This is a genomic window from Candidatus Electronema sp. PJ (assembly GCF_048287395.1).
Lineage (GTDB): Bacteria > Desulfobacterota > Desulfobulbia > Desulfobulbales > Desulfobulbaceae > Electronema.
Genome location: NZ_JBLWEO010000024.1, coordinates 50,089 through 73,375 on the forward strand (window position 1 = coordinate 50,089; position 23,287 = coordinate 73,375).

23 protein-coding genes are annotated in these 23,287 nt (G+C 54.1%); 13 read left to right on the forward strand and 10 right to left on the reverse strand.

The window, feature by feature from the left end:
* Positions 1-47 precede the first annotated feature (47 nt).
* On the forward strand, positions 48-506 hold the full coding sequence (locus tag ACNKIB_RS03245; RefSeq protein ID WP_417909110.1) for a hypothetical protein: 459 nt from the start codon (positions 48-50) through the stop codon (positions 504-506).
* A 55-nt stretch (positions 507-561) separates the two neighbouring features.
* Here the strand turns inward: ACNKIB_RS03245 and rsmA are convergent, their stop codons facing one another.
* Genes rsmA through tsaD form a run of 5 tightly spaced genes read right to left on the reverse strand, consistent with a single transcriptional unit; the run spans position 562 to position 4,004 of the window.
* Positions 562-1,422: a 16S rRNA (adenine(1518)-N(6)/adenine(1519)-N(6))-dimethyltransferase RsmA gene (gene rsmA, locus ACNKIB_RS03250; RefSeq protein ID WP_417909111.1), complete on the reverse strand. Its 861-nt coding sequence runs from the start codon at positions 1,420-1,422 to the stop codon at positions 562-564.
* A gap of 3 nt (positions 1,423-1,425) precedes the next feature.
* A complete protein-coding gene (locus ACNKIB_RS03255; RefSeq protein ID WP_417909112.1) occupies positions 1,426-1,941 on the reverse strand; it encodes a DUF2062 domain-containing protein in 516 nt (171 codons plus the stop codon).
* A complete protein-coding gene (locus ACNKIB_RS03260) occupies positions 1,932-2,447 on the reverse strand; it encodes a DUF2062 domain-containing protein (RefSeq protein WP_417909113.1) in 516 nt (171 codons plus the stop codon). The genes ACNKIB_RS03255 and ACNKIB_RS03260 overlap by 10 nt, the downstream gene beginning before the upstream one ends.
* 30 nt (positions 2,448-2,477) lie before the next feature.
* Entirely contained in the window at positions 2,478-2,993 is a 516-nt protein-coding gene (locus ACNKIB_RS03265) for a DUF2062 domain-containing protein (protein ID WP_417909114.1), read from the reverse strand.
* A 3-nt stretch (positions 2,994-2,996) separates the two neighbouring features.
* The gene (gene tsaD, locus ACNKIB_RS03270) at positions 2,997-4,004 is read right to left on the reverse strand and encodes a tRNA (adenosine(37)-N6)-threonylcarbamoyltransferase complex transferase subunit TsaD (RefSeq protein WP_417909115.1); all 1,008 of its coding nucleotides are present in this window, start codon (positions 4,002-4,004) and stop codon (positions 2,997-2,999) included.
* 129 nt (positions 4,005-4,133) lie between these two features.
* Here tsaD and moaA point away from each other — a divergent pair, with 129 nt between their 5' ends.
* Positions 4,134-5,183: a GTP 3',8-cyclase MoaA gene (gene moaA, locus ACNKIB_RS03275; protein WP_417909116.1), complete on the forward strand. Its 1,050-nt coding sequence runs from the start codon at positions 4,134-4,136 to the stop codon at positions 5,181-5,183.
* 6 nt (positions 5,184-5,189) lie between these two features.
* On the opposite strand, the gene ACNKIB_RS03280 is transcribed toward moaA, so the two are convergent.
* Both ACNKIB_RS03280 and ACNKIB_RS03285 read right to left on the reverse strand, forming a co-directional pair.
* Positions 5,190-5,408, reverse strand: coding sequence for a hypothetical protein (locus tag ACNKIB_RS03280; protein ID WP_417909117.1), 219 nt, complete (start codon positions 5,406-5,408; stop codon positions 5,190-5,192).
* Positions 5,409-5,663: 255 nt separating this feature from the next.
* On the reverse strand, positions 5,664-6,221 hold the full coding sequence (locus tag ACNKIB_RS03285; RefSeq protein ID WP_417909118.1) for a DUF882 domain-containing protein: 558 nt from the start codon (positions 6,219-6,221) through the stop codon (positions 5,664-5,666).
* Positions 6,222-6,459: 238 nt separating this feature from the next.
* Here ACNKIB_RS03285 and ACNKIB_RS03290 point away from each other — a divergent pair, with 238 nt between their 5' ends.
* The 6 genes from ACNKIB_RS03290 to ACNKIB_RS03315 all read left to right on the forward strand — a co-directional run bounded on the left by ACNKIB_RS03290 (position 6,460) and on the right by ACNKIB_RS03315 (position 16,168).
* Positions 6,460-6,615, forward strand: a complete 156-nt coding sequence (locus ACNKIB_RS03290) for a hypothetical protein (protein ID WP_417909119.1) — start codon at positions 6,460-6,462, stop codon at positions 6,613-6,615.
* Positions 6,616-6,755: 140 nt separating this feature from the next.
* Positions 6,756-7,139, forward strand: coding sequence for a response regulator (locus ACNKIB_RS03295; protein ID WP_417909120.1), 384 nt, complete (start codon positions 6,756-6,758; stop codon positions 7,137-7,139).
* An 18-nt stretch (positions 7,140-7,157) separates the two neighbouring features.
* Positions 7,158-8,804 (forward strand): sensor histidine kinase, encoded by a 1,647-nt coding sequence (locus ACNKIB_RS03300; RefSeq protein WP_417909121.1) that lies wholly within the window; start codon positions 7,158-7,160, stop codon positions 8,802-8,804.
* Complete coding sequence (locus ACNKIB_RS03305; RefSeq protein WP_417909122.1) at positions 8,801-11,044, forward strand: response regulator; 2,244 nt, start codon at positions 8,801-8,803, stop codon at positions 11,042-11,044. Before ACNKIB_RS03300 ends, ACNKIB_RS03305 begins: the two co-directional genes overlap by 4 nt.
* 9 nt (positions 11,045-11,053) lie before the next feature.
* The gene (locus tag ACNKIB_RS03310; RefSeq protein WP_417909123.1) at positions 11,054-13,975 is read left to right on the forward strand and encodes a chemotaxis protein CheB; all 2,922 of its coding nucleotides are present in this window, start codon (positions 11,054-11,056) and stop codon (positions 13,973-13,975) included.
* A gap of 15 nt (positions 13,976-13,990) precedes the next feature.
* Positions 13,991-16,168 carry a sensor histidine kinase gene (locus tag ACNKIB_RS03315; protein ID WP_417909124.1) on the forward strand — a complete coding sequence of 726 codons (2,178 nt, stop codon included), beginning with the start codon at positions 13,991-13,993 and terminating at the stop codon, positions 16,166-16,168.
* A gap of 6 nt (positions 16,169-16,174) precedes the next feature.
* Here ACNKIB_RS03315 and ACNKIB_RS03320 read toward each other — a convergent pair whose 3' ends face one another.
* Complete coding sequence (locus tag ACNKIB_RS03320; protein WP_417909125.1) at positions 16,175-16,537, reverse strand: hypothetical protein; 363 nt, start codon at positions 16,535-16,537, stop codon at positions 16,175-16,177.
* Positions 16,538-16,591: 54 nt separating this feature from the next.
* Between ACNKIB_RS03320 and ACNKIB_RS03325 the strand changes: the two genes are divergently transcribed.
* Together ACNKIB_RS03325 and tilS are read left to right on the forward strand one after the other, a co-directional pair.
* Complete coding sequence (locus tag ACNKIB_RS03325) at positions 16,592-17,056, forward strand: response regulator (protein WP_417909126.1); 465 nt, start codon at positions 16,592-16,594, stop codon at positions 17,054-17,056.
* Positions 17,053-18,105: a tRNA lysidine(34) synthetase TilS gene (tilS, locus tag ACNKIB_RS03330; protein WP_417909127.1), complete on the forward strand. Its 1,053-nt coding sequence runs from the start codon at positions 17,053-17,055 to the stop codon at positions 18,103-18,105. Before ACNKIB_RS03325 ends, tilS begins: the two co-directional genes overlap by 4 nt.
* On the opposite strand, the gene ACNKIB_RS03335 is transcribed toward tilS, so the two are convergent.
* Entirely contained in the window at positions 18,085-20,334 is a 2,250-nt protein-coding gene (locus ACNKIB_RS03335; RefSeq protein WP_417909128.1) for a cyclic nucleotide-binding domain-containing protein, read from the reverse strand. The two genes, tilS and ACNKIB_RS03335, sit on opposite strands and share 21 nt — an antisense overlap.
* 63 nt (positions 20,335-20,397) lie before the next feature.
* Entirely contained in the window at positions 20,398-21,144 is a 747-nt protein-coding gene (locus ACNKIB_RS03340; protein ID WP_417909129.1) for a Maf family protein, read from the reverse strand.
* A 75-nt stretch (positions 21,145-21,219) separates the two neighbouring features.
* Here ACNKIB_RS03340 and ACNKIB_RS03345 point away from each other — a divergent pair, with 75 nt between their 5' ends.
* The 3 genes from ACNKIB_RS03345 to ACNKIB_RS03355 are packed head-to-tail and all read left to right on the forward strand — an operon-like array spanning position 21,220 to position 23,215.
* The gene (locus ACNKIB_RS03345; protein WP_417909130.1) at positions 21,220-21,798 is read left to right on the forward strand and encodes a hypothetical protein; all 579 of its coding nucleotides are present in this window, start codon (positions 21,220-21,222) and stop codon (positions 21,796-21,798) included.
* A 39-nt stretch (positions 21,799-21,837) separates the two neighbouring features.
* Entirely contained in the window at positions 21,838-22,524 is a 687-nt protein-coding gene (locus tag ACNKIB_RS03350) for an HAD-IA family hydrolase (RefSeq protein ID WP_417909131.1), read from the forward strand.
* Between the two features lie 40 nt (positions 22,525-22,564).
* Positions 22,565-23,215 carry a hypothetical protein gene (locus tag ACNKIB_RS03355; RefSeq protein WP_417909132.1) on the forward strand — a complete coding sequence of 217 codons (651 nt, stop codon included), beginning with the start codon at positions 22,565-22,567 and terminating at the stop codon, positions 23,213-23,215.
* Positions 23,216-23,287 lie beyond the last annotated feature (72 nt).

Here is a 23,287-nt window from a genome sequence, read left to right on the forward strand (position 1 = left end):
GAACTCAGCTTGATAACAAAGGAGTTGTACTCGGCAAGAACCTTCTCTTGCCGAGCAACAAAAGGTTCTTGCTTGGCCATAAAGAGTTGTCAGCAGCTTTTAGACGTGTAAATGGAGTATTCACATGTTTGCTTGGAGCATTCAGACGTGTGAATGGAGCTTTTGGATGTTCCGAAGCAGTATTTACTCGTCTGTTTGCTCCTAATAAACGAGTAAATACTCCAAACACTCGTTGCGAAGCTGCTCGCGGAGGTGTGAATGGAGCATTTACATGTCTGAATACAGCATCCACACGTGTGAATACTCCAAACAAACGTCTATCAGGAGCTTTTGCTCGTTACAAAGCTGTTTGCGGACGTGCGAAAGCAGCATTTACATGTCTGAATAGAGCTTTTGCATGTGCAAAAGCTGCAAACAAACGTTTGTCAGGAGTTTTTGGACGTTGCAAAGCTGTTCGCGGATGTACAAAAGCAGCATTTACACGTCTGAAAGCTCCTAACAGATGAAGGCAAGGCAGCCAAACAGCAAAAAGACGCAGTTCAAAAGAGAATGCTGTTACTCTCACAGCTGATTGGGGCTGTTTGTCATCGCTCTTGCCAGGCAGACAAAATCCTCTAAGCGCAACTGTTCGGCGCGCACTGCTGGCGGGAGCTTGGCAGCGGCGATGCAAGCGGCCAAATCCTCTTTGCTGGCCAATGCAGCTGCGGCCAGGCCGTTGAACAGGGTTTTCCGCCGCTGGCCAAAGGCCGCGCTGACGATTCGCTTCAGCAATTGCCGGTCAAATGCGCCGAGCCGCTGCACTCGTTCCGGCATCGGCTGGAATGATAGCCGCACCAACAGGGAATCCACCTTGGGCTGAGGATGAAATTCCTCTGGCCCAATCTCCAGCAGCAGCTTGATATTGGCGCAGGCCGCCAGCAACACCGTGGGTGCGCCGTACTCTTTGGTTCCGGGTTGGGCGAGCAGCCGCGCGGCCAGTTCCTTTTGCAGCATCACCACGGCAAAATCGATCAGCTCGCTGTGTTCAATCAGTTTAAACAGGAAGGGCGAGGAGATCGAGTAGGGCAAATTGGCGACAATCTTCAAGCGACCGTAGTTTTCTGCCAAGGCCTGGAAATCAGCGGTTAGCACATCCTGGTGCAGCAGGCGCACATTGTCGGGCAGGTCTTTTTTCTCCTCGTGCAGCCGGATGATGCCGGAATCCATCTCCAAGCCAATGACTTGCCCGGCATTTGCCGCCAATGGCCCGGTCAGGGCACCAAGTCCAACCCCAACCTCAAGGACGGTATCCTCTTTGCACAGGCCTGCTAGGTCAGCAATCTGTTCTGCGGTGTGCTTATGCACCAGAAAATTCTGGCCTAATTTTTTTGAAGCGGCCAAACCCTGCTGTTTCAGCACATTTTTGCTTTTTTGATAGAACATGAGTTAGATTCGAGCGTCCAAGCGGTGTTTAAGAGCGCGTTTCTTCTTGATTGCCCAGAAGAACTTGCGGGAGCAAAGATAGCTCGCTAGGCCTGAAACCAGGCCGATAATGGTGCCGCCGGTCAGCAACACGCCCAGGGTTTCCAAACCAAGGCCGCTCATGGCCGCCAAACCAACGCGCATCCCCAAGTCAAACTTGCCTAAGGCACTATGGATGGTTTCCCAGGAGCAGTGGCCGTGCAGAATCGCGTTGCCCACCTTCCAGGACAGATAATATTGAAACATCACGGTTAAGGGATTGTTGACCACGGTAGAGGAAATGAAGGCAGCCACCGTGCTGATCCGTAGCATCACGGTCAATGAAAGCAAAAAGATGCTCTGTGGCATCAGGGGGAGATTGCCGATAAATACGCCGAACCCGACGCCTCTGGCTAAATACTCAGGATCGCCTTTCAGTCGTTTGACTCGCAGGTAATAGTACTTGAGGGCACGCAAAATCGTTTTCTTCCTTATGGGCATTGGTTTTTCTTCAAGTGCTGTTTCTTTAATCGCCGCTCCTGCACGGCACGAAAGAAGCTGCGGGCGGGAAAATAGCTGATCACTGCGGCAGGGATGCCAAGAATGGCCCCGCCAATTTCAAGCACGGCAAGAGCTTTGATGCCGAGATAACTTAAGGCCATGATACCGTCGAACATCCCCTGTTCTGAGATGACTTGCAAGGTATTTTGGATCTGGTCCCACGTTACCCAGCCAGGCAGCATCGTGTTGCCAACCTTCCAGGTGAAGTAGTATTGGGGAATAAAGGTCAGGGGGTTACTCACCAAAATGCCAGCGATAAAAGCAGACAAAGGACTGATCCGCAACAGGATGGTCAGGGGAATCAGGATGAGTGTTTGCACCGGCGCAAGCGGTAAAACCCCCATGAATACCCCGAAAGCAAAGCCTTTGGCAAGATATTCCGGGTTGCCACGCAGGCGTTTGATCCGCAAAAAATAGTATCTCGGCAACCGCAGCAGTTTTCTCAAGAGCGTTTGGCTGGCGGTCATGCTGGATTGTCAAACATCAAGCCGGTGTTTCTTCTGCCGCCGCTCGCGGACAGTGCGGAAGAACTTGCGCACCGGATAATAGCTGCCAATAGCCATGACCAGGCCCATGACCACGCCGCCGAACTGGAGGACAAATAAGGTATCAAAGCCGATCTGGCCGATTTCTTTAAAGCCGTCAATCAGTCCTTTCTCAGCAAAGGTGCCCATGATATTATGCAAATGCTCGAGTGAACCTCTACCAGGCAAAATAAAGCTGCCAATCCTCCAAGCCAGATAATATTGGAAAGTGACAGTGAATGGGTTGTTGACGATCACTGAGGAGATGATTGCGGCAACTGTGCTTGACTGGAGAAACACAGTCAAAGGGATGAGCAGGAGGGTTTGCGGCACAAAAGGCAGGTTGCCCATGAACACCCCCAAGGCAAAGCCCCTGGCTAAATACACTGGATCGCCCTTCAGTCGCTTAACCCGCAGCAAATAGTAGCGGGGTAAGCGCAGAAGTCTCTGGAAAAAGAGCGGCATCATTTCTCAGTTGAGTGGCGAGCGGGAAAAGGCATCGGCATCTAGCCCAACTTGCTTGCCAGTGGCAAACTGATGCCAGCCAACTAAGCCGATCATGGCGGCATTGTCGGTACAAAAGATCGGCGAGGGAAGAAAACAGAGCAATCCCTCCTCAGCACAGCGGCGAGCTACCTGTTGCCGCAATCTTCTGTTGGCAGCCACGCCGCCACCTAAGACAACCCGCTGATGTCCGCACTGCTTGGCGGCGCGAATCGTCTTCTCAGTCAGTGCATCAGCCACGGCCTGCTCAAAAGAGGCGCAGATATCCGCTATAGGCAGGGGCACATTCTGTTGCCGGAAGCGGCTCACCTGATTCAGCACCGCCGTCTTCAAGCCACTGAAGCTGAAATCGACGCTGCCATCTGCTAAAGCGCGGGGAAAGGCAAAGGCATCCACCCTGCCCTGCTCGGCCTGCTTGCTGACCGCTGGCCCACCTGGGCAACCCAGCTCCAGCAGTTTGGCCACCTTGTCAAAGGCCTCACCTGCTGCGTCATCACGGGTGCGACCGAGCAAGCGATACTCTGTTGGGCTGTTGACCGCGAACAGTGAGCTGGTACCACCGGAAACCACCAAGGCGGTATAGGGGAATTCCGGCCTCTGCTCTTCTGCCTCTAAGTGGATGGCGAGCAGATGTCCAGCCAAGTGATCTACCCCCACGCAGGGAATCTGGCGTACCAAGGCCAACGACTTGGCAAAGGTGAAAGCAACCAGCAAACAGCCGACCAAACCCGGCCCTTGGGTGGCGGCAATCAGATCAATCTCCTCCAGCTGCACGCCAGCAGTATTGAGAGCCTCTTGGACTACGGGCCAGATCGCTTCAATGTGGCAACGCGAGGCTAATTCCGGCACCACGCCGCCGTATTTGGCATGGACAGCGAATTGGCTGCTAATCACGTTCGATAGAACCTGGCAACCATCCTGTACTACTGCGGCTGCGGTGTCGTCACAGGAGCTTTCAAGGGCAAGAATGAGCATATTTTTTCTCTCGACGCTGCCACAATCTTCAGGTAGTTTATTATAATCCATGTCCACGAAAGGCAGCTCAATGCACCGGTTGTTGGCTTAAACTGCATTGCGCGTCCATGAAAATACAAGCCCACACCAATGCCTGCAAGCAAAAGCGTCTCTGAATGTGGTTCTGCTGAGAATAATCGCAGCCTCGTTGATCTGTTTAGCCGCACGATTTCCTACCTGCGGCTCTCGCTGACTGACCGCTGCAACCTGAAATGCCTGTATTGCGTGCCAGAAGAAGGCGGTCTGCCTAAGCTGGAACAGGAAGACCTGCTCAGTTATGAGGAATTGCTGCGGGTAGTACGGGCCGCAGTTAGTCTAGGCATGACTAAATTGCGGCTTACTGGCGGTGAGCCGTTAGTGCGGCGCGATCTGATGCGCTTCGTCAAGCAATTGGCCGAGATTAAAGGGCTACGCGACATCCGTATCACCACCAACGGCGTGCTTTTTGAGCAATACGCAGAGGAATTGCGGGCTGCGGGGATCAGTAAAATTAATATCAGCTTGGACAGCTTAAAGCCAGAGCGGTTTGCCCGGATTACAGGCGCGGATTGCTTTGCTCAAGTCTGGCGGGGCATCGAAAAAGCGCAGGCTGTTGGCTTTGCGCCAGTCAAATTAAACATGGTGGTCATGCGTGGCGTGAATGACGACGAACTTGCTGACTTTGCCCAGCTCTCCCGCGACACTGCGCTGCACGTGCGCTTCATCGAGTTCATGCCTATCGGCGAGTCTTCCCGCTGGCACAAGGATACCTATGTGCCTTCAGATGAAATCAAGGCCCGGTTGCGGGATTTAGGCGAGTTAATTCCAGTTCATCGGAGCGAAACCGACGGTCCAGCCTGCATGTTCCGCGTTGGCCAGGAGGCAAAAGGCAAGCTCGGCTTTATCAGCCCTCTCAGTCACCACTTTTGCGACCGCTGCAACCGCCTGCGCCTAACTTCCGAGGGAATGCTGCGCGCTTGTTTGCTGCATGATGCGGAAACCGACCTCCGTTCTCTGCTGCGGCATGGCGGCACAGATGAGGAAATCCGGGCGGCACTGCTGGCGGCTGTCCGTAGCAAGCCGCAAGGCCACCGGATGGAAGAACGGCTCAAGGCGCAAGAAGGCGGCTGCCACGGGCGAATGTCACGGATAGGGGGCTGAAGGGTTTTAGAGCGGGAGAACTTCTTTGGCCAGCTCTTGGCGAAGATTCGCAAGTCGCTTGCCCTGCTTTCTGGCTGAACAAAACTCCTTGGCAACCTGGCCGCAAAGGAGTTTTGCCAAGCCGCACTCCTTTGTTACTCGGCAAGACTCCTCTGCAAGTCGGCCAAACTTCTTTCTGGCCAAGCCAAACTCCTTTGTTGCCAACTTGGAAAGGAGTTCGACCAAACAAAACTCCTTTCCGGCTCGGTAGAACTCCTCTTTGGCCGAGCCAAACTCCTTTGTTAGTCAGCAGAACTCCTTTCTGGCCGACTAGAACTTCTTGAGAATCGAGTTGCTCTCGTTGCGTATTGCTTGCTTTTTCTATAGCAATTCGCTACGCTTCCACAACAGATAGATAGAGCGCGACCAAAGCCGGTAGCCCTGATCGCGCTCGCTCTGGCGATGCTGGCGCAGCAGTTTGAGGCGTTTTTTTACTGAAATCTACCAGACACGGACCTTGCCGGTATCCAGATGCACGAAATTTGACTGCGCATAATAGCCCACGCCACCGGCTTCAAGGGCGACGGCACAGTCACGCACGATGCGGGAAGGCTTACCAGTCAAGCGGATATCCACAGCTTGTCCCTGCATGTGCAAACTGCGCTTGGCTACTCCGTTACTTTTGCCCCGCAAGGTTTGATTCGTCTGCGGGGAACGGTAAGCAGAGATGATTTCATAGGTACTTTGACAGCCGATTTCCTGCTGAATCTGCCAGAGGATGTCCAAGATCTCTGGGTCAATGGGATAGACTTCACTGGTGCGAAAATCACGCAGATAGCGGTTAATCTGCCGCAAGGCCTTGGGGTCATAAAGCCCTTTGCGGGCATAGGTGATGTCAAGGCATTCCTTGGTGTGCGTGTGGTAAAAGGCCAGATTCCTGGTGCCTTTGACCACACGGCCAGGGGAAGGAACTGCGGCTAGAGTAGGAACAGCTTGAAGGGCAAATATCCCGGCTGCGGCCTTGGCACCGAGGGTTAGAAAAGCACGTCGATCCAACATGGCAGTCTCTCGTTCAATTCAGGGCGCAGGCAACAGTAATCCAGCAGGATAAGCTGTCCTTGCTGCTGCCTGAAAAAGTTTTTAAACCGGATAAAAAGCAAAACATGAGCTAATAATGTTTATTAAACCGAATATTCTCCCGCCTGTCAACCTTCCTGCGTCAGAGTAAAGAGCCTCCCACAGCGAAGGAGTCAGCTCTTTATTCGTCCCGCTCTTCTTTGCCCCGATTAAACCTTCGATGAACACCAGCAGAGGCAGTACAGAAGCCCAGCAGCCTGCATCATACGGAATGCACAGCCACATTTCGATCATCCTCTTCCTCTTAGCCATCTTTGGCTTGGCCGTGCTCTGCATTGGCCTTGGCTTGACGTGGTTTACCGTGCCATTGCGTTGATTGCTCGATAAACCGGGCCTTGTCGGTTGCCATTCCCTTTTGCCTGCCGTATGATAGAAGGAGGGCAAGGCCGTGTCACAGGCTCCGCCCGGACAATGCCTCTGCCTTAGAACTGAAACCGCTAACAAGGACGGTGCAGCATGACTGAGGCAGGAGGAATGCCGCAGAAAATCTTAGTGATTGATGATGATTTTGCCAATCGTCAGGTGCTTCAGCTGGTACTGAAACGTAATGGCTATTTGGGAGTATTCGCTGAGGATGGTTGCGAAGGGCTACAGTTGGCCAAAGAGACAAAGCCAGACCTGGTCTTGCTTGATTTTTTCATGCCCGGCGAAGATGGCTTTGAGATTTTGGCGCAGTTCAAGGCCGACCCAGCACTGCGGGATATCCCCGTGATCATTTTTACAGTGCTGGTGCGGGAGGAATCTGAACGTAAGGCCTTGGAGATGGGCGCAGTGGCGTATGTCACCAAGCCCTTTGACATTGACCAGGTGATTACCTGCATTCGCCGTATTCTACCCTGACTTATGGATGTCCCAGAGATGAACAGACCGGTGGAAGCCGAGATGTTGGGGCTGCCAGAACAGGGTATGGCCTCGGGCAGTGGCCAGGAGAGGGTATGCGTTCTCCTGGCCCTGTTCACCTCGTTCATTGGCCTCTTCCTCATCAGCCGTTACAATTACCTGCTCTTTCATAGCCTGACGGAAATCTACAGTATCGTTGTGCTCTGGGGCATTTTCTTTGTCACCTGGAATGCGCGGCACTTATTCAGGAACAGTTACCTTTGCGTGCTCGGCGTGGCCTGCCTCTTCATAGGTTTTCTCACTCTCTTGCACATGCTGGCCTACAAAGGTATGGGTGTTTTCCCTGGTTATACCTCTAATCTCCCTACCCAGCTCTGGATATCTAGCCGCATCATCCAAGTGTTGGCCTTTCTCGCGGCTGCGCTTTGCCTGTTTCAGCCGCAGCTGGAGATCAGTGCCCTTTTGCCAGCGAGCATCTGGGGACTGTTGACCCTGCTCTGCACGGTCCTGATCTTTAGTGATCGCTTTCCTGACTGCTTTGTTGAAGGTCGCGGGCTGACCTTGTTCAAGAAGACCGTCGAAATCGCCACTGTCCTACTGCTCGTCTTAGCTGCCTTGCTCACGTGGAGCAAGCGAGAGCAGATGGACAGCGGGGTTCTGCGCCTGCTCTTCGCTGCCCTTGTGCTGACAATGATTTCCGGGCTGATGTTCATCTTTTACAAGCGAGTGGGCGGAATTGCCAACATGCTGGGTCATCTTTTCAATCTCGGTTCGACGTATTTCGTGTTTCGGGCTTTTATTCGCACGGGCATCACCGCTCCGCAGCGGCTACTCTTCTTTGAGCTAAACCGCAGGCAGCAGGAGCTGAAGCGGATCAAAAGAAACTTGGAGCAACAAGTGCGTGAGCGCACCAAAACCTTAGAGGAGAAAAACCAGGAGCTGGAGACAATCAACCAGCGGTTAAACGAGTTTGCCTACAGCATCTCACACGACCTGCGCGAGCCGCTGCGGGGAATGCACAACTTCGCCCATTTTCTTGCCGAAGATTACCGTGACAAGATCGATGCCGAAGGCCGCGAGATGCTTGATGGCATTATGCGCCTAGCCCGACGGCTAGATGCGCAGGTGCTGGGTGTGCTGAAATATTCGCGCATTGCCCGGCTTGATCTGGAGCTGCGACCAGTCAATCTGGATGCGCTGCTGGACGAGGTATTGGATGGTCTCCAGGATTTAATTGCCACGCATAAGGTGCATATCGAGCGGCCTTCGCCCCTGCCGCAGGTCTTCTGCCATGCCGAGTATCTTCGCGAGGTTTTTCACAATCTGATCAGTAACGGTATCCTCTACAACAATCAAACTGAGAAGATTATCACTGTGGGCTGGCATCTGCCCGGCACACTGCCGCCAAAGGCCCCACTCGCCGCCAGCATTGTGCCAGTTTTTTTTGTCCGTGATAATGGTATCGGCATTCCTGAGAAGCATTTCCAAAAAATCTTTGGTATATTCAGAAGACTGCACGGTCAAGACAAATACGGGGGCGGCACCGGGGTTGGCCTGACCATTGCCCGACAGGTGATCGAGCGGCACGGCGGGCAGATCGACCTGGAGTCGGAACTTGGCCAGGGTACCACCTTTTATTTCACCCTCTCCGCCGGAAAGAAATGATGCATTTTTCAGACAGAACCGGAACATCAAGAAGTGGCGAGCTGCGACAGCGGGCCGAGGAGGTTGTCGCCGGACTAGAGCGAAAGGCGTTTGACAGCGCACCGGATGTGAAAAGTCTGGTTGAGGAGCTGAATATCTTTCACATCGAGCTAGAGATGCAAAATGAGGAGCTGCGCCGCGCCCAGATAGAGCTGGAGAACTCTCGGCGGCACCTGGCTGACCTTTTCGCCTACGCTCCCATCGGCTTCCTGGTTCTCAGCTCTGAAGGGCAGATTCTCGAATTTAATAGTCTAGCCAAAGAATATTTTGGCCTGTCCGAGCAGATGCTTTCTAAGCGGACCTTGGATTCCTTCATCAGCCCGGAGACGTTCAATGAGTACATTGAGGCCCGGCAGTCGGTGATCAGCGGCAAGCAGAAGATTGTCCAAGTTGATGTGCGTCTCCGTATCACCTCATTCCAGCAGTTCTGGGCGCGGCTCCGCATGGACATGATTAATGACTATGATCAGGAAAAACTTCTTCTTCTCTGTTCAGTACGAAATATCGAATCGGAAAAGGCAGCAGAGCAAGTTCTACTCAACGCCCGGTCGGAGTTGATCAAGCAGGTCGAGTTTCGCACCGAGGAACTCGAGGTTTCGGAGCGCAAATACCGCCTTCTGCTTAACCATGCCTGCGATGCCATCATTGTCAGTCAAGTCAGCGGAGGTCTGATTGTCGAGGCCAACGAACAGGCCGCCCGCCTTTTGGAGATGCCGGTGGGCAAGCTGGTGGGAGCACGCTTAGACAGCCTGTTTTCGGTGGAGCGGGTGCGACAGTTTTGCACCCAATCCGGGGAAGAGGGCGGCGGGATGGTAGAGACTGTGGTTTTCAGTCAGCAGGGGCAATCTGCCATCCCGGTGGAAGTCAGCACAGCCCTCATTGAGTTTGAGGAGCAGCAGCTTCTTCTGCAAATTCTCCGCGACATCCGCGAGCGCAAGCGGGCCGAAGAGGCATTGCGTCAGGCCAAGAGGCGTACTGAACATGCCAACATGGCCTTGATGACCGCTGCCAATAAGGCCAAACGGCTGGCGCAGGAGGCGAGGGAGGCCAACCAGGCTAAGAGCCGCTTCCTTGCTGCTATGAGCCACGAGATCAGAACGCCAATGAATGCCATCATCGGCATGACTGACATTGTCCTTCAGGCCGGCCTCAATGAGGAGCAGAAGCGTTTCCTCGGCATAGTTCGCAACTCAGCTGGACGGCTCCTCGACCTGATCAACGACATCCTTGATCTGTCCAAAATCGAGGCAGGTAAGCTCACTCTCTCGCCCTCGCCCTTCTGCCTTGAGGAGAGCATGAGAGCTATCTGCGACGAGATGCAGGTGCTGGCCGAGCAAAAGGGCCTCTACCTGCATTTCAACATCAAGGGCCATCTGGAGCATGATTTAGTCGGTGATTTTGGTCATCTTCGCCAAGTGCTGGTCAATCTACTCGGCAATGCGGTCAAATTCACCGACGAAGGCTGTGTGGTCTTCACGGTCGAGGTGCTGGCTCCGCTGCCGGTCAAAGTACCTGATCTGGTGCGGGTGCGCTTTGTGGTCAGTGACTCCGGTCCCGGTATCCCCGAGGATAAACAAGTGGCGATTTTTGAAGCCTTCGAGCAGTCGCGCAAAGATAAAGGCGGCACCGGTCTGGGATTGTCCATTTCCATGCAGTTAGTCAATCTGATGGGCGGAGTTATTGAGGTGGATAGCAAGCCCGGCAAGGGGAGCTGCTTTTTTTTCACCCTGACCCTGCCTATAGCGGATCGTCAGTGCTGTGCTGTTGCCCCCCCGCCATGCCGCTGCGGTGGCGGCGGGACAAGGCGAATTGCCGCTGGGCAGAGGCTCTCGGTACTGCTGGTTGATGATGTCGAGGCCAATCGGATGCTGGCGAAATACCTGATGGAGCAACGTGGCTGGCGGGTGGAGGAGGCAGCCAACGGCCAAGAGGCACTGAATCTGCTGGAGCGTGGCGGCTATGATGTCGTGCTGATGGATGTGGAGATGCCAGTGATGGATGGTCTTGAAGCCACAAGGATCATCCGGGAAAAGGAGATAGTCAGCGGCGGACACCTGCCGGTGATCGCCATGACTGCCCATGCCCTGCGCGGCGACCGCGAGCGGATGCTGGCTTCTGGCATGGACGACTATGTGAGCAAACCGCTGGTGCTGGAGGACTTCTTCACCGCCATTGAGCGGCAGATTCAGGTTGAGGGCTGAAGTGGCGTGATGGAAAGCTTTCCCTTCCAGCACAGCGGTCTTTCAGCGGATATGTATGTAGTTGGCATCGGTGCGTCTGCTGGCGGCCTAGAGGCCCTGATCAGCTTGTTCAGCAACATGCCTGCGAACAGCGGCATAGTCTTCATCGTTGTTCAGCACCTCTCGCCTAACTGTCGGAGCATGATGGGCGAACTGCTGGCTAGCCACACGTCTATGCGGATATTCACAGCAGAAAACGGCATGATGACTGAGCCGGACTGCATTTATCTCCAGCCACCGCAGACTCATCTCAATCTGTTCAATGGCAAGCTGCTCTTGGACGAATTCTCCGGCCAACGCGGCCTCCATCTGCCCATAGACTATTTTTTCCGCAGTCTAGCCGAGGACCGGAAAGAAAAGGCGGTCGGCATCGTTCTGTCCGGTACTGGCAGCGACGGCAGCCGGGGCCTGCATTCAATCCGGGAAGCGGGTGGCCTGATCTTTGTGCAGGATCCGGCAGATGCAGGTTTTGACGGGATGCCGAGCAGTGCTGCGGCCACCGGCCTGGCTGATTATGTCTGCCCGGCAGCAGAAATGCCTGCCAAGATCGCCGAGTACATCCGCCACCCCTTCATCCGGCGGCGAACGGATATCGTCTCCTCGGATGAAGAAGCAGCCCTGACTCGGATTATTGCCCTGCTGCGCAGCCAGGCCAGCATCGACTTCACGCAATACAAGCCCTTCACGGTCATCCGCCGGATTACCCGCCGGATGGCCATCGCCCGTTGCGCCTCCCTGCACGATTATGCCGAATTTCTCATTCCCCGGCCCACTGAGGTTAGCCTGCTTTGCCGTGACCTCCTCATCGGGGTGACGAAATTTTTCCGCGACCGCAAGGAGTTTGAATATTTCCGCGAAAAAATCATCCCCTTGATTTTTGAAAACGCGGACGGGCAGGAGGAAATCCGGGTCTGGGACGCAGGCTGTTCCACTGGCGAAGAGGCCTACACCATTGCCATGCTTCTTCACGATTTCCAGACGCGCCGCCCTGGAGAAAAAAAATGCAAGATCAAAGTATTTGCCACGGATCTCGATCAACACGCTGTGGAAAAGGCAGCCAGAGGCTTCTACCCTGATGGCATCGCCGCTGACCTGCCGCAGGAGCTGCTAGAACGCTACTTCAGCCGGGTTGAAAACGGCTTTGTCGTCCGGCGGCACATTCGCGAGCTGGTGATCTTTGCCCGGCAGAATCTTTTAAGTGACGCACCCTTTACCCGCCTTGATCTGGCGGTCTGCCGGAACCTGCTCATCTACCTGCTCCCGCCGCAGCAGAAGGAGGTGTTGAGCATTTTTCACTTTGCGATTAAAGAAGGGGGCTTCCTCTTCCTCGGCAGCAACGAGACGGTGATGGATGCGGCAGAGAGCTTCGTGACCTTGGACCGACAGATTAAAATTTACCGGCATACCGGCAGAGGCAATCTGCCGATGATGAGCAGAATTCGGACAATACGCCGCATCGCGCCTGCCGGTAAACTCCAGTCACAGCCAGATAACGATTCCGCACGACGGCATATAGATTTGGCCCGCAGGTTGGAAATGCGTGAAGCCTACTACCAGCGTCTCGTCAGCAGGCTATCCTCTGCCTGTCTTGTCGTCAGCAGTAGCGGGGAGATCATTGAGACTTTTGGCCATACAGACCTGCTTCTCCAGCCGCAGCCTGGGCGAATGAGCCTCACCCTCAGCAAGATGCTGGCTCCAGAACTGATCCTACCTGTCACCAGCGCGATCAGGGCCTGCCGCCAAGAAGAAGGCGGCGAGGTGGTTTATGACGGCATCCGGGCGGGCAGCAAAAGCGGCTGCCGCTGCTTGCTTCGGGCGATTTATCTGCCAGAAGACGAGCGCATTTTGATCGTGTTAGAGCGACTGCAAAACAGCAGCGTCTCGGATGAAGGAGGAGGCAAAGCGGCGGACGAAGAAATCAGGCGGCATGTGATGGATTTGGAGCGAGAAATTCAATTCACTCGCGAGAGCCTTCAGGCTGCCAACGAGCAGCTGCAAACCTCAAACGAAGAGCTGCTTGCTTCCAACGAAGAACTTTTAGCCTCAAACGAGGAGCTGCAAAGCACTAATGAGGAGCTGAACTCGGTCAATGAGGAACTCAGCACGGTCAATACTGAGTACCAAAGCAAAATTCTGGAACTAACCGAACTGTACAACGACATTGACAACCTCTTTTGCAGCACAGACATCGGTTTCATTTTTGTTGACCGGCAGCTCCGCATCCGCAAATACACCCCGCCGATCTGCCGAGTGATCAATCTGATGGAACAGGATGTGGGCCGAAAGATCAGCGACATGTCCGCCCCCTTGCTCGGCGATGTGGAAACAGAATTCGGCCATCTGCTGCATTCCCGGAAAAAACGGGAAAAGGTGATGCAGCACGCTGCGGACTCCTGGTATCTTGTCCAGTTCATTCCCTACATCGACGAGACCAACGAAGTGAGCGGCATGGTGATCTCCATTGTTGATGTTAGCGAGCAGAAACGAGCTGAAGAGGGCTTGCGCCAGTCGAGCGAGATTTTGGAACAGATCCTGTCAGCCAGCCCTGCACCGACCATGATGGTGACGAAAGAAGGCCGCATCTGCTTTGTCAACGAAGTCGCTTCAGTCCTCTTTGGTGCGCCTGCCAACGACCTCCTTGGCCTGCCACTCTGCTCAAGGCAGTTCTGCTTCACTGATCTTGATGGGGCGATCTTTGCTAATGCCGAGGACTTTGTGCGCTCAGTGGAAGAGCAGGCCGAAAAGGGCGAGGCATTGGTGATCCGCCTGAAAGGCAAGTCCGGCAAGCAGGAATATTTTCTCACGGTCAACGCCAGAACCTTAGCTGCCAAGAACAGCAGGATGAATGGCGTAGTGCTGACCTTCACCGAAGTAGCCCGACACCAGGGCTAAACAAGGAGATCAGGATTGACAGACAAACAGAAGTCCTTAGCGTTATCAGCATTAGTTTTGAGCACGGCCCTCTGCGGATTGGCCTTGCTCACTGTCTGTCTGCTCTACCGTACTACCCTGCGACTGGAGACCAGACGGCTACAGGAGATCGTCCACAGCCATGCCGTGCTGATTGAAGAGTTTTTTCATGCTGCCGAACAGTTTAGGCCGGTTAGTCAGAACGATACCCTGGAGACTGTGCTGACCAGCGTGTTCAACGCGCATCTCCACAAGCAGTGTTTCGGGCGGACTGGCGAGTTTCTCATTGCCCGGCAACAGGAGAAGCAGATTGTCTTCTGGCCAGGCCAGGAGCATCTGAGCAAAGCCATGCCGCATACAGTACCTATGCAGTCACCGCTGGCCGAGCCAATGCGCCGTGCCCTCTCTGGCCAGACCGGCACCCTGACTGGGCTTGACTACCGAGGCCAAACCGTCCTGGCTGCCTATCAATGGGTGCCAGAGATGAACATTGGTTTGGTAGCCAAACTTGATCTGGACGAAGTGCGCCGACCTTTTCTCTGGGCTGCTGCGGTTGCAGCTGGTTCTGCGCTGCTGATTGTGCTGGCGGGCTTGCTTGTCCTCGTGCGTTTCAACCCTTTCTTGCGGAGGTTGGAGGATGAGAGAAGCCGGGCGCAGAATTATCTCGACATTGCCGGGACAATGATCGCTGTTTTGGACGCAAGCGGCAGAATCCGGTTGATCAACCGCAAGGGCTCCGAAATCCTCGGCGGTGAACCGGAAGGACTGGCCGGGCTGTTCTTGGTAGGGCACTGCGTCCAGTCAGGAGATCAGCAGGCAGCAGAGCAGGCACTCAAGCGGCTTCTCTCTGGCGAACAGGAGCACATTGACGGCAAAGAACTCCGTTTGCGCCGGGTTGATGGCAGCGAGCGCGTGGTTGAATGGTCAGGTCGGGCCTTGAAGGACAAATACGGCAAGATCACTGGCGTACTCGCGGCAGCCGCAGACATCACCGAACGCAAGCAGATTGAGCGCACTTTGGAGGAAGCCAAGCAGGATTTTCAGGCTACCTTTGAGCAAGCAGCGGTGGGCATCGGCCATGTTGCGCCTGCGCCTTCAGGCCGCTGGCTGCGGGTCAACCGCAAACTGTGTAGCATCCTCGGTTACACCGCTGAAGAGCTGCTGTGCATGAACATCCGGGAGGTCACGCATCCAGACCACTTAAAGCAAAGTCTTGCCAAGGCGATGGAGCTGGTCGCCAACCCTGCCCTGTCCACGTATTCGATGGAGAAACAGTATGTCCGCAAGGATGGCTCGGTGATTTGGGTCAATCACACTGTTTCGTTGGTGCGGGATGAACAGGGCAAGCCCAAATACTATATTTCCGTGCTTGAGGACATCCAGGTGCGCAAGGAAATGGAAGAGGCCCTGCGCGAGCGCACCGAACTGCTGGTCCACTCAAACAAAGAGCTAGACGATTTCGTTTATATTGCCTCGCATGATCTCAAGGAACCGCTGCGCGGCATCATGAGCTACAGCACTTTCCTGCTTGAGGATTACGGGGCGCAGTTTGGCGGCGAAGTTCGAGATAAATTGAAAACCATTGGCGATCTGGCCGAGCGGCTTTCCTCCCTCACTGATGACTTGCTCACCTTTTCGCGGGTGGGCCGACTCGAATTAGCCCGCCGCCCAGTTAATCTCAACGAGTTGGTTGAAGATGTACTGGCAACCCTCATGGTGAGCCTGGAGCGTGAACAGGTTAAAGTGCTGATCCCCAAGCCGCTGCCGACCGTAGTCTGCGATGCCGTGCGGATGCGCGAGGTTTATTACAACCTGATCAGCAACGCGCTCAAGTATAACGACAAGGAAGACAAGTGGATTGAGATAGGAATGCTGCATCGCTGGAATGATCCGGCCCAAGCAGTGTTCTATGTCTGCGATAACGGCATTGGCATCCGCGACAAACACCTCGAGAAAGTCTTCATTATGTTCAAGCGGCTGCATGGCAGCGGCAAATACGGCGATGGCACCGGCGCAGGTCTGGCTATCGTCAAAAAAATCATCGAACGACACGGCGGCCACATCTGGTTGGAAAGCGCGGAAGGGGAAGGAACGGTGTTCTTTTTCACTCTCACCGAGCAGGAGGAGCATTTTCTCTGGCAGGACGGCACAAACTGGGGAAAGGCAGAGGAATAGCTCTTTTTATACTCGGTAGGAAAGGAGTTTGGCTTGGTTGGAGAGGAGTTCTGCCGAGCAAGAAAGGAGTTGTACTCGGCAGCAAAGGAGTCTGGCCGACTTGCAAAGGAGTTTTGCCAAGCCGCAGAGGAGTTCTGCCGACTTGGAGAGGAGTTTGGCCGAGCAAGAAAGGAGTTCGGCTTGGCAGAAAAGGAGTTTGGCCGAGTACGAAAGGAGTTTTGGTAAGCCGGAAAGGAGTTCTGCCGACTTACAAAGGAGTTTGGCCGACTCCAACTCCTTGCCAAACGAGTAAAAATGGTGCGTTGGGTGCCATAGCAGGAGTTGAGCAAACCTCTTCTCGTGCAGAATCCTGGCGAAATTGCGCCGCATCGTGTTACACACGACTCCCTGGTTTATCCAGACCAACATGGCTGAGAAAATCTCATGAGCACGCAGATTGAGGACGGGCAGGACATCCTGCTGGTTGAGGACAGCGATATAGATTACGAGACCGTGCTCCGGGCCTTTAAAAAGGGCGGGCTGCACAACCGGGTCTTCCGCTGTGAAGACGGTGATGACGCGCTCGATTTTTTGTACCGCCGCAATCGGTTCGCTGAACCCGGAGCTGCGCCGCGACCAGCTCTCGTGTTGCTGGATCTGAACCTACCTGGCACGGATGGCCGCGAAGTGCTGGAGGAGATGAAAAGCGATCAAAATTTGAAGGACATCCCCGTGATCGTGATGACCACCTCTTCAGATCCTCGTGACGTAGAACGATGCTATAAGTTCGGAGCCAACAGCTATGTGGCCAAACCAGTCAGCTTTGAGGGCTACATGGAAGCGGTGCGGCGGCTCCATTCCTACTGGTTCGAGACGGTCATGCTGCCTCCACCGCCGAGTGGCAAGTGAAGCTGGAGCAGCATATTCTTCGGATGCTGACTGGCCCTTGTCGAGTCAGCGAGGGGGCTGGAATTGTCGTAGCGGTTTCTGGAGGGCCAGACTCTATGGCTCTTCTTCATCTCCTGGCCACTGTAAGCAAGCCGCTTCAGCTTCAGTTAACGGTAGTTTGGCTTGATCACAAGCTACGTCCTTTGGAAACCCCGCAGGAAAAAGAAACTGTAGCCCTAGCCGCAGAGAAGTTAAACATCCCTTTTCTGCCCAGGCAGGCAGATGTTGCCGCCTTTGCCCAAGCGCAACATTTCTCCATTGAACATGCAGCCCGTGAATTGCGCTATGCTCTTCTGCGAGAGGTAGCCCGCGACTGTGGCGCAGAGCTAATTGCGGTTGGCCATACCGCTGATGACCAGGCTGAGGAGGTGCTGCTGCGCCTACTACGAGGTAGCGGGCGTAAGGGGTTGGCTGGAATGAACATGAGAAGCGGTGGCGATCTTATCCGGCCACTGCTCAGGACAGGCAAGCACGAGTTGCTCGACTGGTTGGCGCGGCACGACATTGCTTATTGCTTTGACTCCTCCAACAATGACCGAAAATTTCTCCGCAACCGGGTCCGGCATGAGCTGCTGCCTTTTCTGCGCGAGCATTTCGAGCCAGGCATCAGGAATTCCCTGCTGAAAACCGCTGACAGTCTGGCAGCAGATGAGGAGCTGCTGGAGGAATTAACCGCCAAGGCAGCGCAGCAGGTACTTGAAGAGGAGGGAAACGGAGAAGCAGACGCATTTCCCAAGCTGCGCCTGCTCCGGGAACCATTTCGCACGCTGCCTCTGGCCTTGCAGCGGCGGGTAATTGAGCTGCTACTCTGGCGGATAGGCAGCAAGGCCAACTATGAGCAGATTCTTCTGGTCATGGAAGCTGCCCTTAGCGGCAGAAACCAGAGTGAGTTGCACTTAAGCCAAGGGCTGCGCGTGGGCGTATTTGCCAAGTGGCTGGAATTTTCCTATCCAGCAGGCCGAAAGGCCTGGCGGGGCCGTCTGCTGGCTTTAACCCAACACGGTCTGTAATTCCTCCTGCTCTAGTGGGTCGTCAAAGAGGAAGCTGATTTTGTATTCGCCTGCCTCTTCGTCCGCAGGTTGGATAGATTGCACTTGCCCTTGCACGTTCAGCTCTGAGAGGCTGCCAACTACCGGAATGGTGATCTGCATATTCCGGCCCAGCAGGACGCGAATGTGTTTTTGTTGGGCCATACGGAAAATCATCGACAAGCCACCGCGCGACACGTCTGCCAACTTGCCTTTAAACTTCTGGCCAATGGGCTTACCCGGCGTGTCGATAACTTGAAAGTCCACCTTACGGGATAAACTGTAGCGATCATAGTTACGGCGGTTGAGGCCTTTGCGTTGGAGTAGGTCGCGGATGTTGTTTGTGCGGTTGTAGAATTGATGCAGCTTCTCCTCTAGGCCGGGAAAGGCTTCCTTCCAGCGTTCAAAGCAGGCCCGTTTGAGGATAGATATCCGGCTCTCGGTGACTGCGCTCATGCTCACCGTCCAGACCGAGGTGCTGAAGAAGTTCTCGCCTGCCAAATCGCCGTCGCTGAGGCTTTTGATGTAGATTTTGCGGTCGTTCTTCTTGTAAAAGACCCGCAGCGTGCCGTGGTTGATGAAGAACAGCTCGTCGTTCCGCTCGCCCTGCCTGATCAGGATTTCCTCTGGCTCTAAGGTCCGGTTCTCAAGCTCGTGATAGATGGCACTGAACTCTTCAGAGGTCAACTCATGCAGCAGATTGGACCAGATATCCAAATAACCGCGCACCTGCACCCCGCTTTTTGCCTCCTGAATCAGCTCGGCAGACTGTACGATCTCGGCAATGGCATTGGGATTGATTTCGCTGAAGCGCTCGCGCAACCGCTCGGCATTCATCAGGTCGCCTTCCTGGACGCATTCGGTAATCAGCTCAAAGAGCTGGCGAGCGGCGTTTGCTCGGTCGCCAGACATCGCAGTGCGAATGATGCCTGCCTCCCGCCCAGCAAAGGGATTATTCTGGGTGGGGACATCTGGCGACAACGTACCAGGTCGCTTGTGCTTGCCACCGTGGCTAATGAACTGGATAGCCTGTTCTGCGGCCCGCAGAAGCTGTTGCTCTGCCGGGCCACCCGCTGCACCTGCGTTCGCAGCGATGACTTTCTTCAGCGTTGGAATGGCTTTGACCGAGCCGATCTTGCCTAAGCTCTGGCAGATGACGGCCTGTAAGTTCAACCCGACTTTGTTCTTGATTAGAGCGGCTTCGTCGAGCAAATCAGCCAATGGTACTACCAAGCTACTATCTGGGATATCGCCCAGCAAGGCGACGACCAGCTCAGTCAGTTGCCGGGGTACGGATTTAAGGGCCTTAAGGAAAAAGTCCTTCTTGCCAGGTGCTTCAATCCGGCTGGCTGCCCGCAGTACCTCGCCCTTGACGCGGATGTCCTCATGCTCAAGAAAGGAAGTCACTTCTGTAAAGCAGGCAGGACTGCCCTTTTCGCCCAGCAGACGGATGATATTGCGGATCAGATACCAGTCAGCCGTCTGCCGGAGGAGCTGGCAGAGACTTTTTTCCGCTGGCTGGCCGATCTCACCAAAGAGCCTGAGCAGCGCGTCGGCCTTATCCTGGCACTGCTTGAGGTTTTGCGGCTCCAGGAGAAACTCTGCTGCTGCTCTGCCGAAGACAGCAAAGAGCCGTCCAGCATCATTGCCTTTTTCCTTGTCAAACAGGTATTCAACCAGCAGTAATTCGAGCAAAGGCCGGGTGGCAAGATCACTGATCAGCTGTTCAACTCGCTCGCGGGTTTTTTCGGCTGAGGCAGGCAGGGAATCTGGGGCGGCAAAGGTGAGCAGAGCGCGGCGGGCAGAGGCGTATTTGCCCATTTCAATCTGATAAGCGGCAAAAGCAGACAGTGCGGTGATCAACTGCCAGGCTCCAACCTCATTCTCCACTGCTGCTGTGAGGGCGGTTTCCGCCGCAGGCAGCAGTTTATCCATCCGCTGCCACTCCTGATGGGCAATGAGCAGCTCCAGGGTGTCGGTCAGATAGCAGGCTGCCTTGAGCCGCATCCGAGGATTGCCGACCTGTACCCCGGCACTAAGCTGCTCTAGCATCGCATCAACTTGGCGGCTGTTTTTCTCAGACAGCAGGGCGCAGATAATTTCTGGCAGGGTCTTGCCGCCTTTCTCCTCCTGACTGGCCTGCTGCTCAGGATAAACCTTCTTGGCTTCGGCATCCAGCGCAGAGTCCGCTTGTTTCCGGGTGGCGTTCATAGGGCTGTGTCGGTTGATGAGGATTCGCCGCTCTTGTTTTATTTATAGGGTAACATGATTTTTTTAAAAGACCAACCCCGTTTTTACAGCGGCGGCAATGATACCATGCCGCAAGAGCAGATTAAGACAGATATCCACGGGGAGGCCTATCACATTGGAACAGGATCCTTGCACGTTTCTGACCAAAAATGCGCCGCCTGCCTGGATACCATAGGCCCCGGCCTTGTCGAGTGGCTCACCCGTATTGACGTAGGCTGCCAGCACCTCATCAGGAAAGTCGGCAAAGGTGACTTCTGTGGTCTCAGTCAGGGATTCCACGCAGTTTGCCTGGCGGCAGATCAAGGCCAGCCCGGTGATGACCTGATGCGTTTGCCCGCGCAGGGTGCGCAAGATAGCCAAGGCCTGGTTGGCATCAATGGGCTTGCCAATGATCTGGTTGTCCAGCGTCACCACGGTGTCTGCGCCTAACACCCAACTCTCTGGGTGTTGCTGGGCAATCAGAGCAACCTTTTCCTCAGCCATGCGCAGGGCAAAAGCAGCGGGCATTTCCTCAGGCAAGGGGATTTCCGCCAGTGCCGCCGGGAGGCAGAGGCAGTGCAGGCCCAGGTCGCTGAGGAACTGCTTGCGCCGGGGTGAGGCTGAGGCGAGGATAAGGGGTTTGCAGAGAGTAAACATGCGCTGAGACAGGGTAAGGCGGACGTTTTTTAGCAGAAAAAGGAGCCGACTGTCGTTTATCAGCACGGCACCGGGGAGTAAAAGCAGCTCTGCCGCGCCAAGCAAATCGACCTGATCTTCTCTTATGTATTTCAATTGGTTGACTTGTCTATCGTAGAATATGTTCCCCGGCCTGTCAAGCAGTTTTCTGCCGATGCAGAAGGAATATCCATGAAACCACTTGTAGCAGTCGTCTTCTGCAACGTTGGGAATTCGCCAAGGAAGCAATTGTACTCGGTAGGCAAGAAGTTCTGCTTGGCCGCAAAGGAGTTCTGCCGACTTGCAGAGGAGTTTGGCCGAGTAAGAAAGGAGTTTTGCTCGGCAGAAAAGGAGTCTGGCCGACTACCAAAGGAGTTTGGCCAAGCCGCAAAGGAGTTCTGCCGACTTGGAGAGAAGTTTGGCCGAGTAGGAAAGGAGTGTTGCTCGGCAAGAAAGGAGTCTGGCCGACTCACAAAGGAGTTTGGCCGAGTACAACTCCTTGGCAACCGATTAGAAATTGTGGCCGCGCTGCTTGATTATCTGTCCTATTCAGGCGGCAATGCGCAGAAAGCAGGAACACTGCCCGTCCTGGTAGTCCTCCTGCAAATAAGGCCTTCGACGCTGCTCTCCTCCTTTGCGGCACATCGCGCTCAAGGGGGAAAAATGCAGCCTCTTTTCCCTCAATTGCGCAGAGGAGCTGTTTGCTACCAGAGGAGAGAAAAGCGACTATGGCAGCAGGCTGTTCCAGTCTTGATAAAACCCTTGGAATAAGCCCTGTACAAAGCCGCAATAGGTGGGTATAATCCCTACATGCAGAACTTTAGCAAGATACTCCCACAAATTGCCTGGGATGCCATTGACACGGTCATGCTCGACATGGACGGCACCTTGCTTGACAAGCATTTTGATGATTACTTTTGGGAAGTTTACCTGCCAGAGCATTATAGCTTGCTGCATAATATTTCTATCCAAGAGGCAGCTAAGGAGCTGCGGGAACGGTACCGTAAGCTGGAAAATTCTCTTCAGTGGTCTGATATTGCCCACTGGTCGCACGAGCTGAAGTTGGATATCTCGGAACTGAAACTGCGCATTGATCATCTGATAGCTGTCCATCCCTATGTGCAAGAGTTCCTCGAATTCTGCCAAAGGCTGGGGAAAAGGCTTTATCTCGTTACCAACGCCCATCCACGCACCTTAGCCATCAAGTTAGACAAAGCTGACATCGGCACCTGGTTTGATCGCCTGATCTGTGCCGAGGAAGTTGGCTTTGCCAAGGAGCAGCCGCAGTTTTGGATCAGACTCCAGTCAATGCTCGGCTTTGATCCTGCTCGTTCGCTCTTGGCCGACGACACAGAAAAGGTTTTGCAAACGGCAGCACGGCACGGCATCGGAGTTCTCATTCATATCGCCAAGCCCAGCAGCCGTAGGCCGACTGTTTATTCAGAAGAATATGTATCTATAGACTCGTTTAAGGAGCTGATTGGTCCTGTAAAGTAGCTCACATAAATTCCTTATCGCAAGACAGGAGGCAAAAAACATGGAACGACCGTCTCATGCTAGGTATTCTGGTACGGTTAAGGATATGTCGGTGACTGGGCTGGGGCTTACTAGCCTGCCAACTGACCTTGCACAGGGAAAACAATACACCGTGATGGTTATTGACAAGACGAAATCAATCTGTTGCGAGGTGAAGGTTTCCCCATGTTGGACAGCAGGGAGCAGCAGTAAAGATGCGGGTTTCCTTGTTGAGCGTTCGGCAAGATGGGTAGATTTTGTCACGAAAGTCAATGCGCATAATCAAAGAACAAAAGAAAGGAAAAGACTGCGCGGATATATTGTTGATATTAAAGATGCCTATTCAGTCTATGGTGGTATTTATGGTGGCATCATTACCAATGTTTCGTTGAATGGCCTCCAGATCGATGACTTGCCTAGTGGTTTTCTTGCGAAAGAAAGGGTGTATAGCATCAGGATATCTGACGAAAATGACTCTACTTGCTTTATGTTAAAGGCTTCTCCCTGCTGGCAGAAGGATAAAGATTTCTTCGCAGACGCTGGCTTTAAACTTGTTGAGGCAGATGCCGGATGGGAAGAGTTTGTCCAGAAGATCAACAATGTTGAGTACGAGAAAAGGCAGATTGAAAGGAAGAGGCCTGATGAATGTTTATATGTTCTTTATGGTAGCTGATTGAAAATGTGCCGTAACGAGCCACTCCAGTGGAGACTTTTCCACCCTGGCGGCGAAAGAACGGCATTTTGG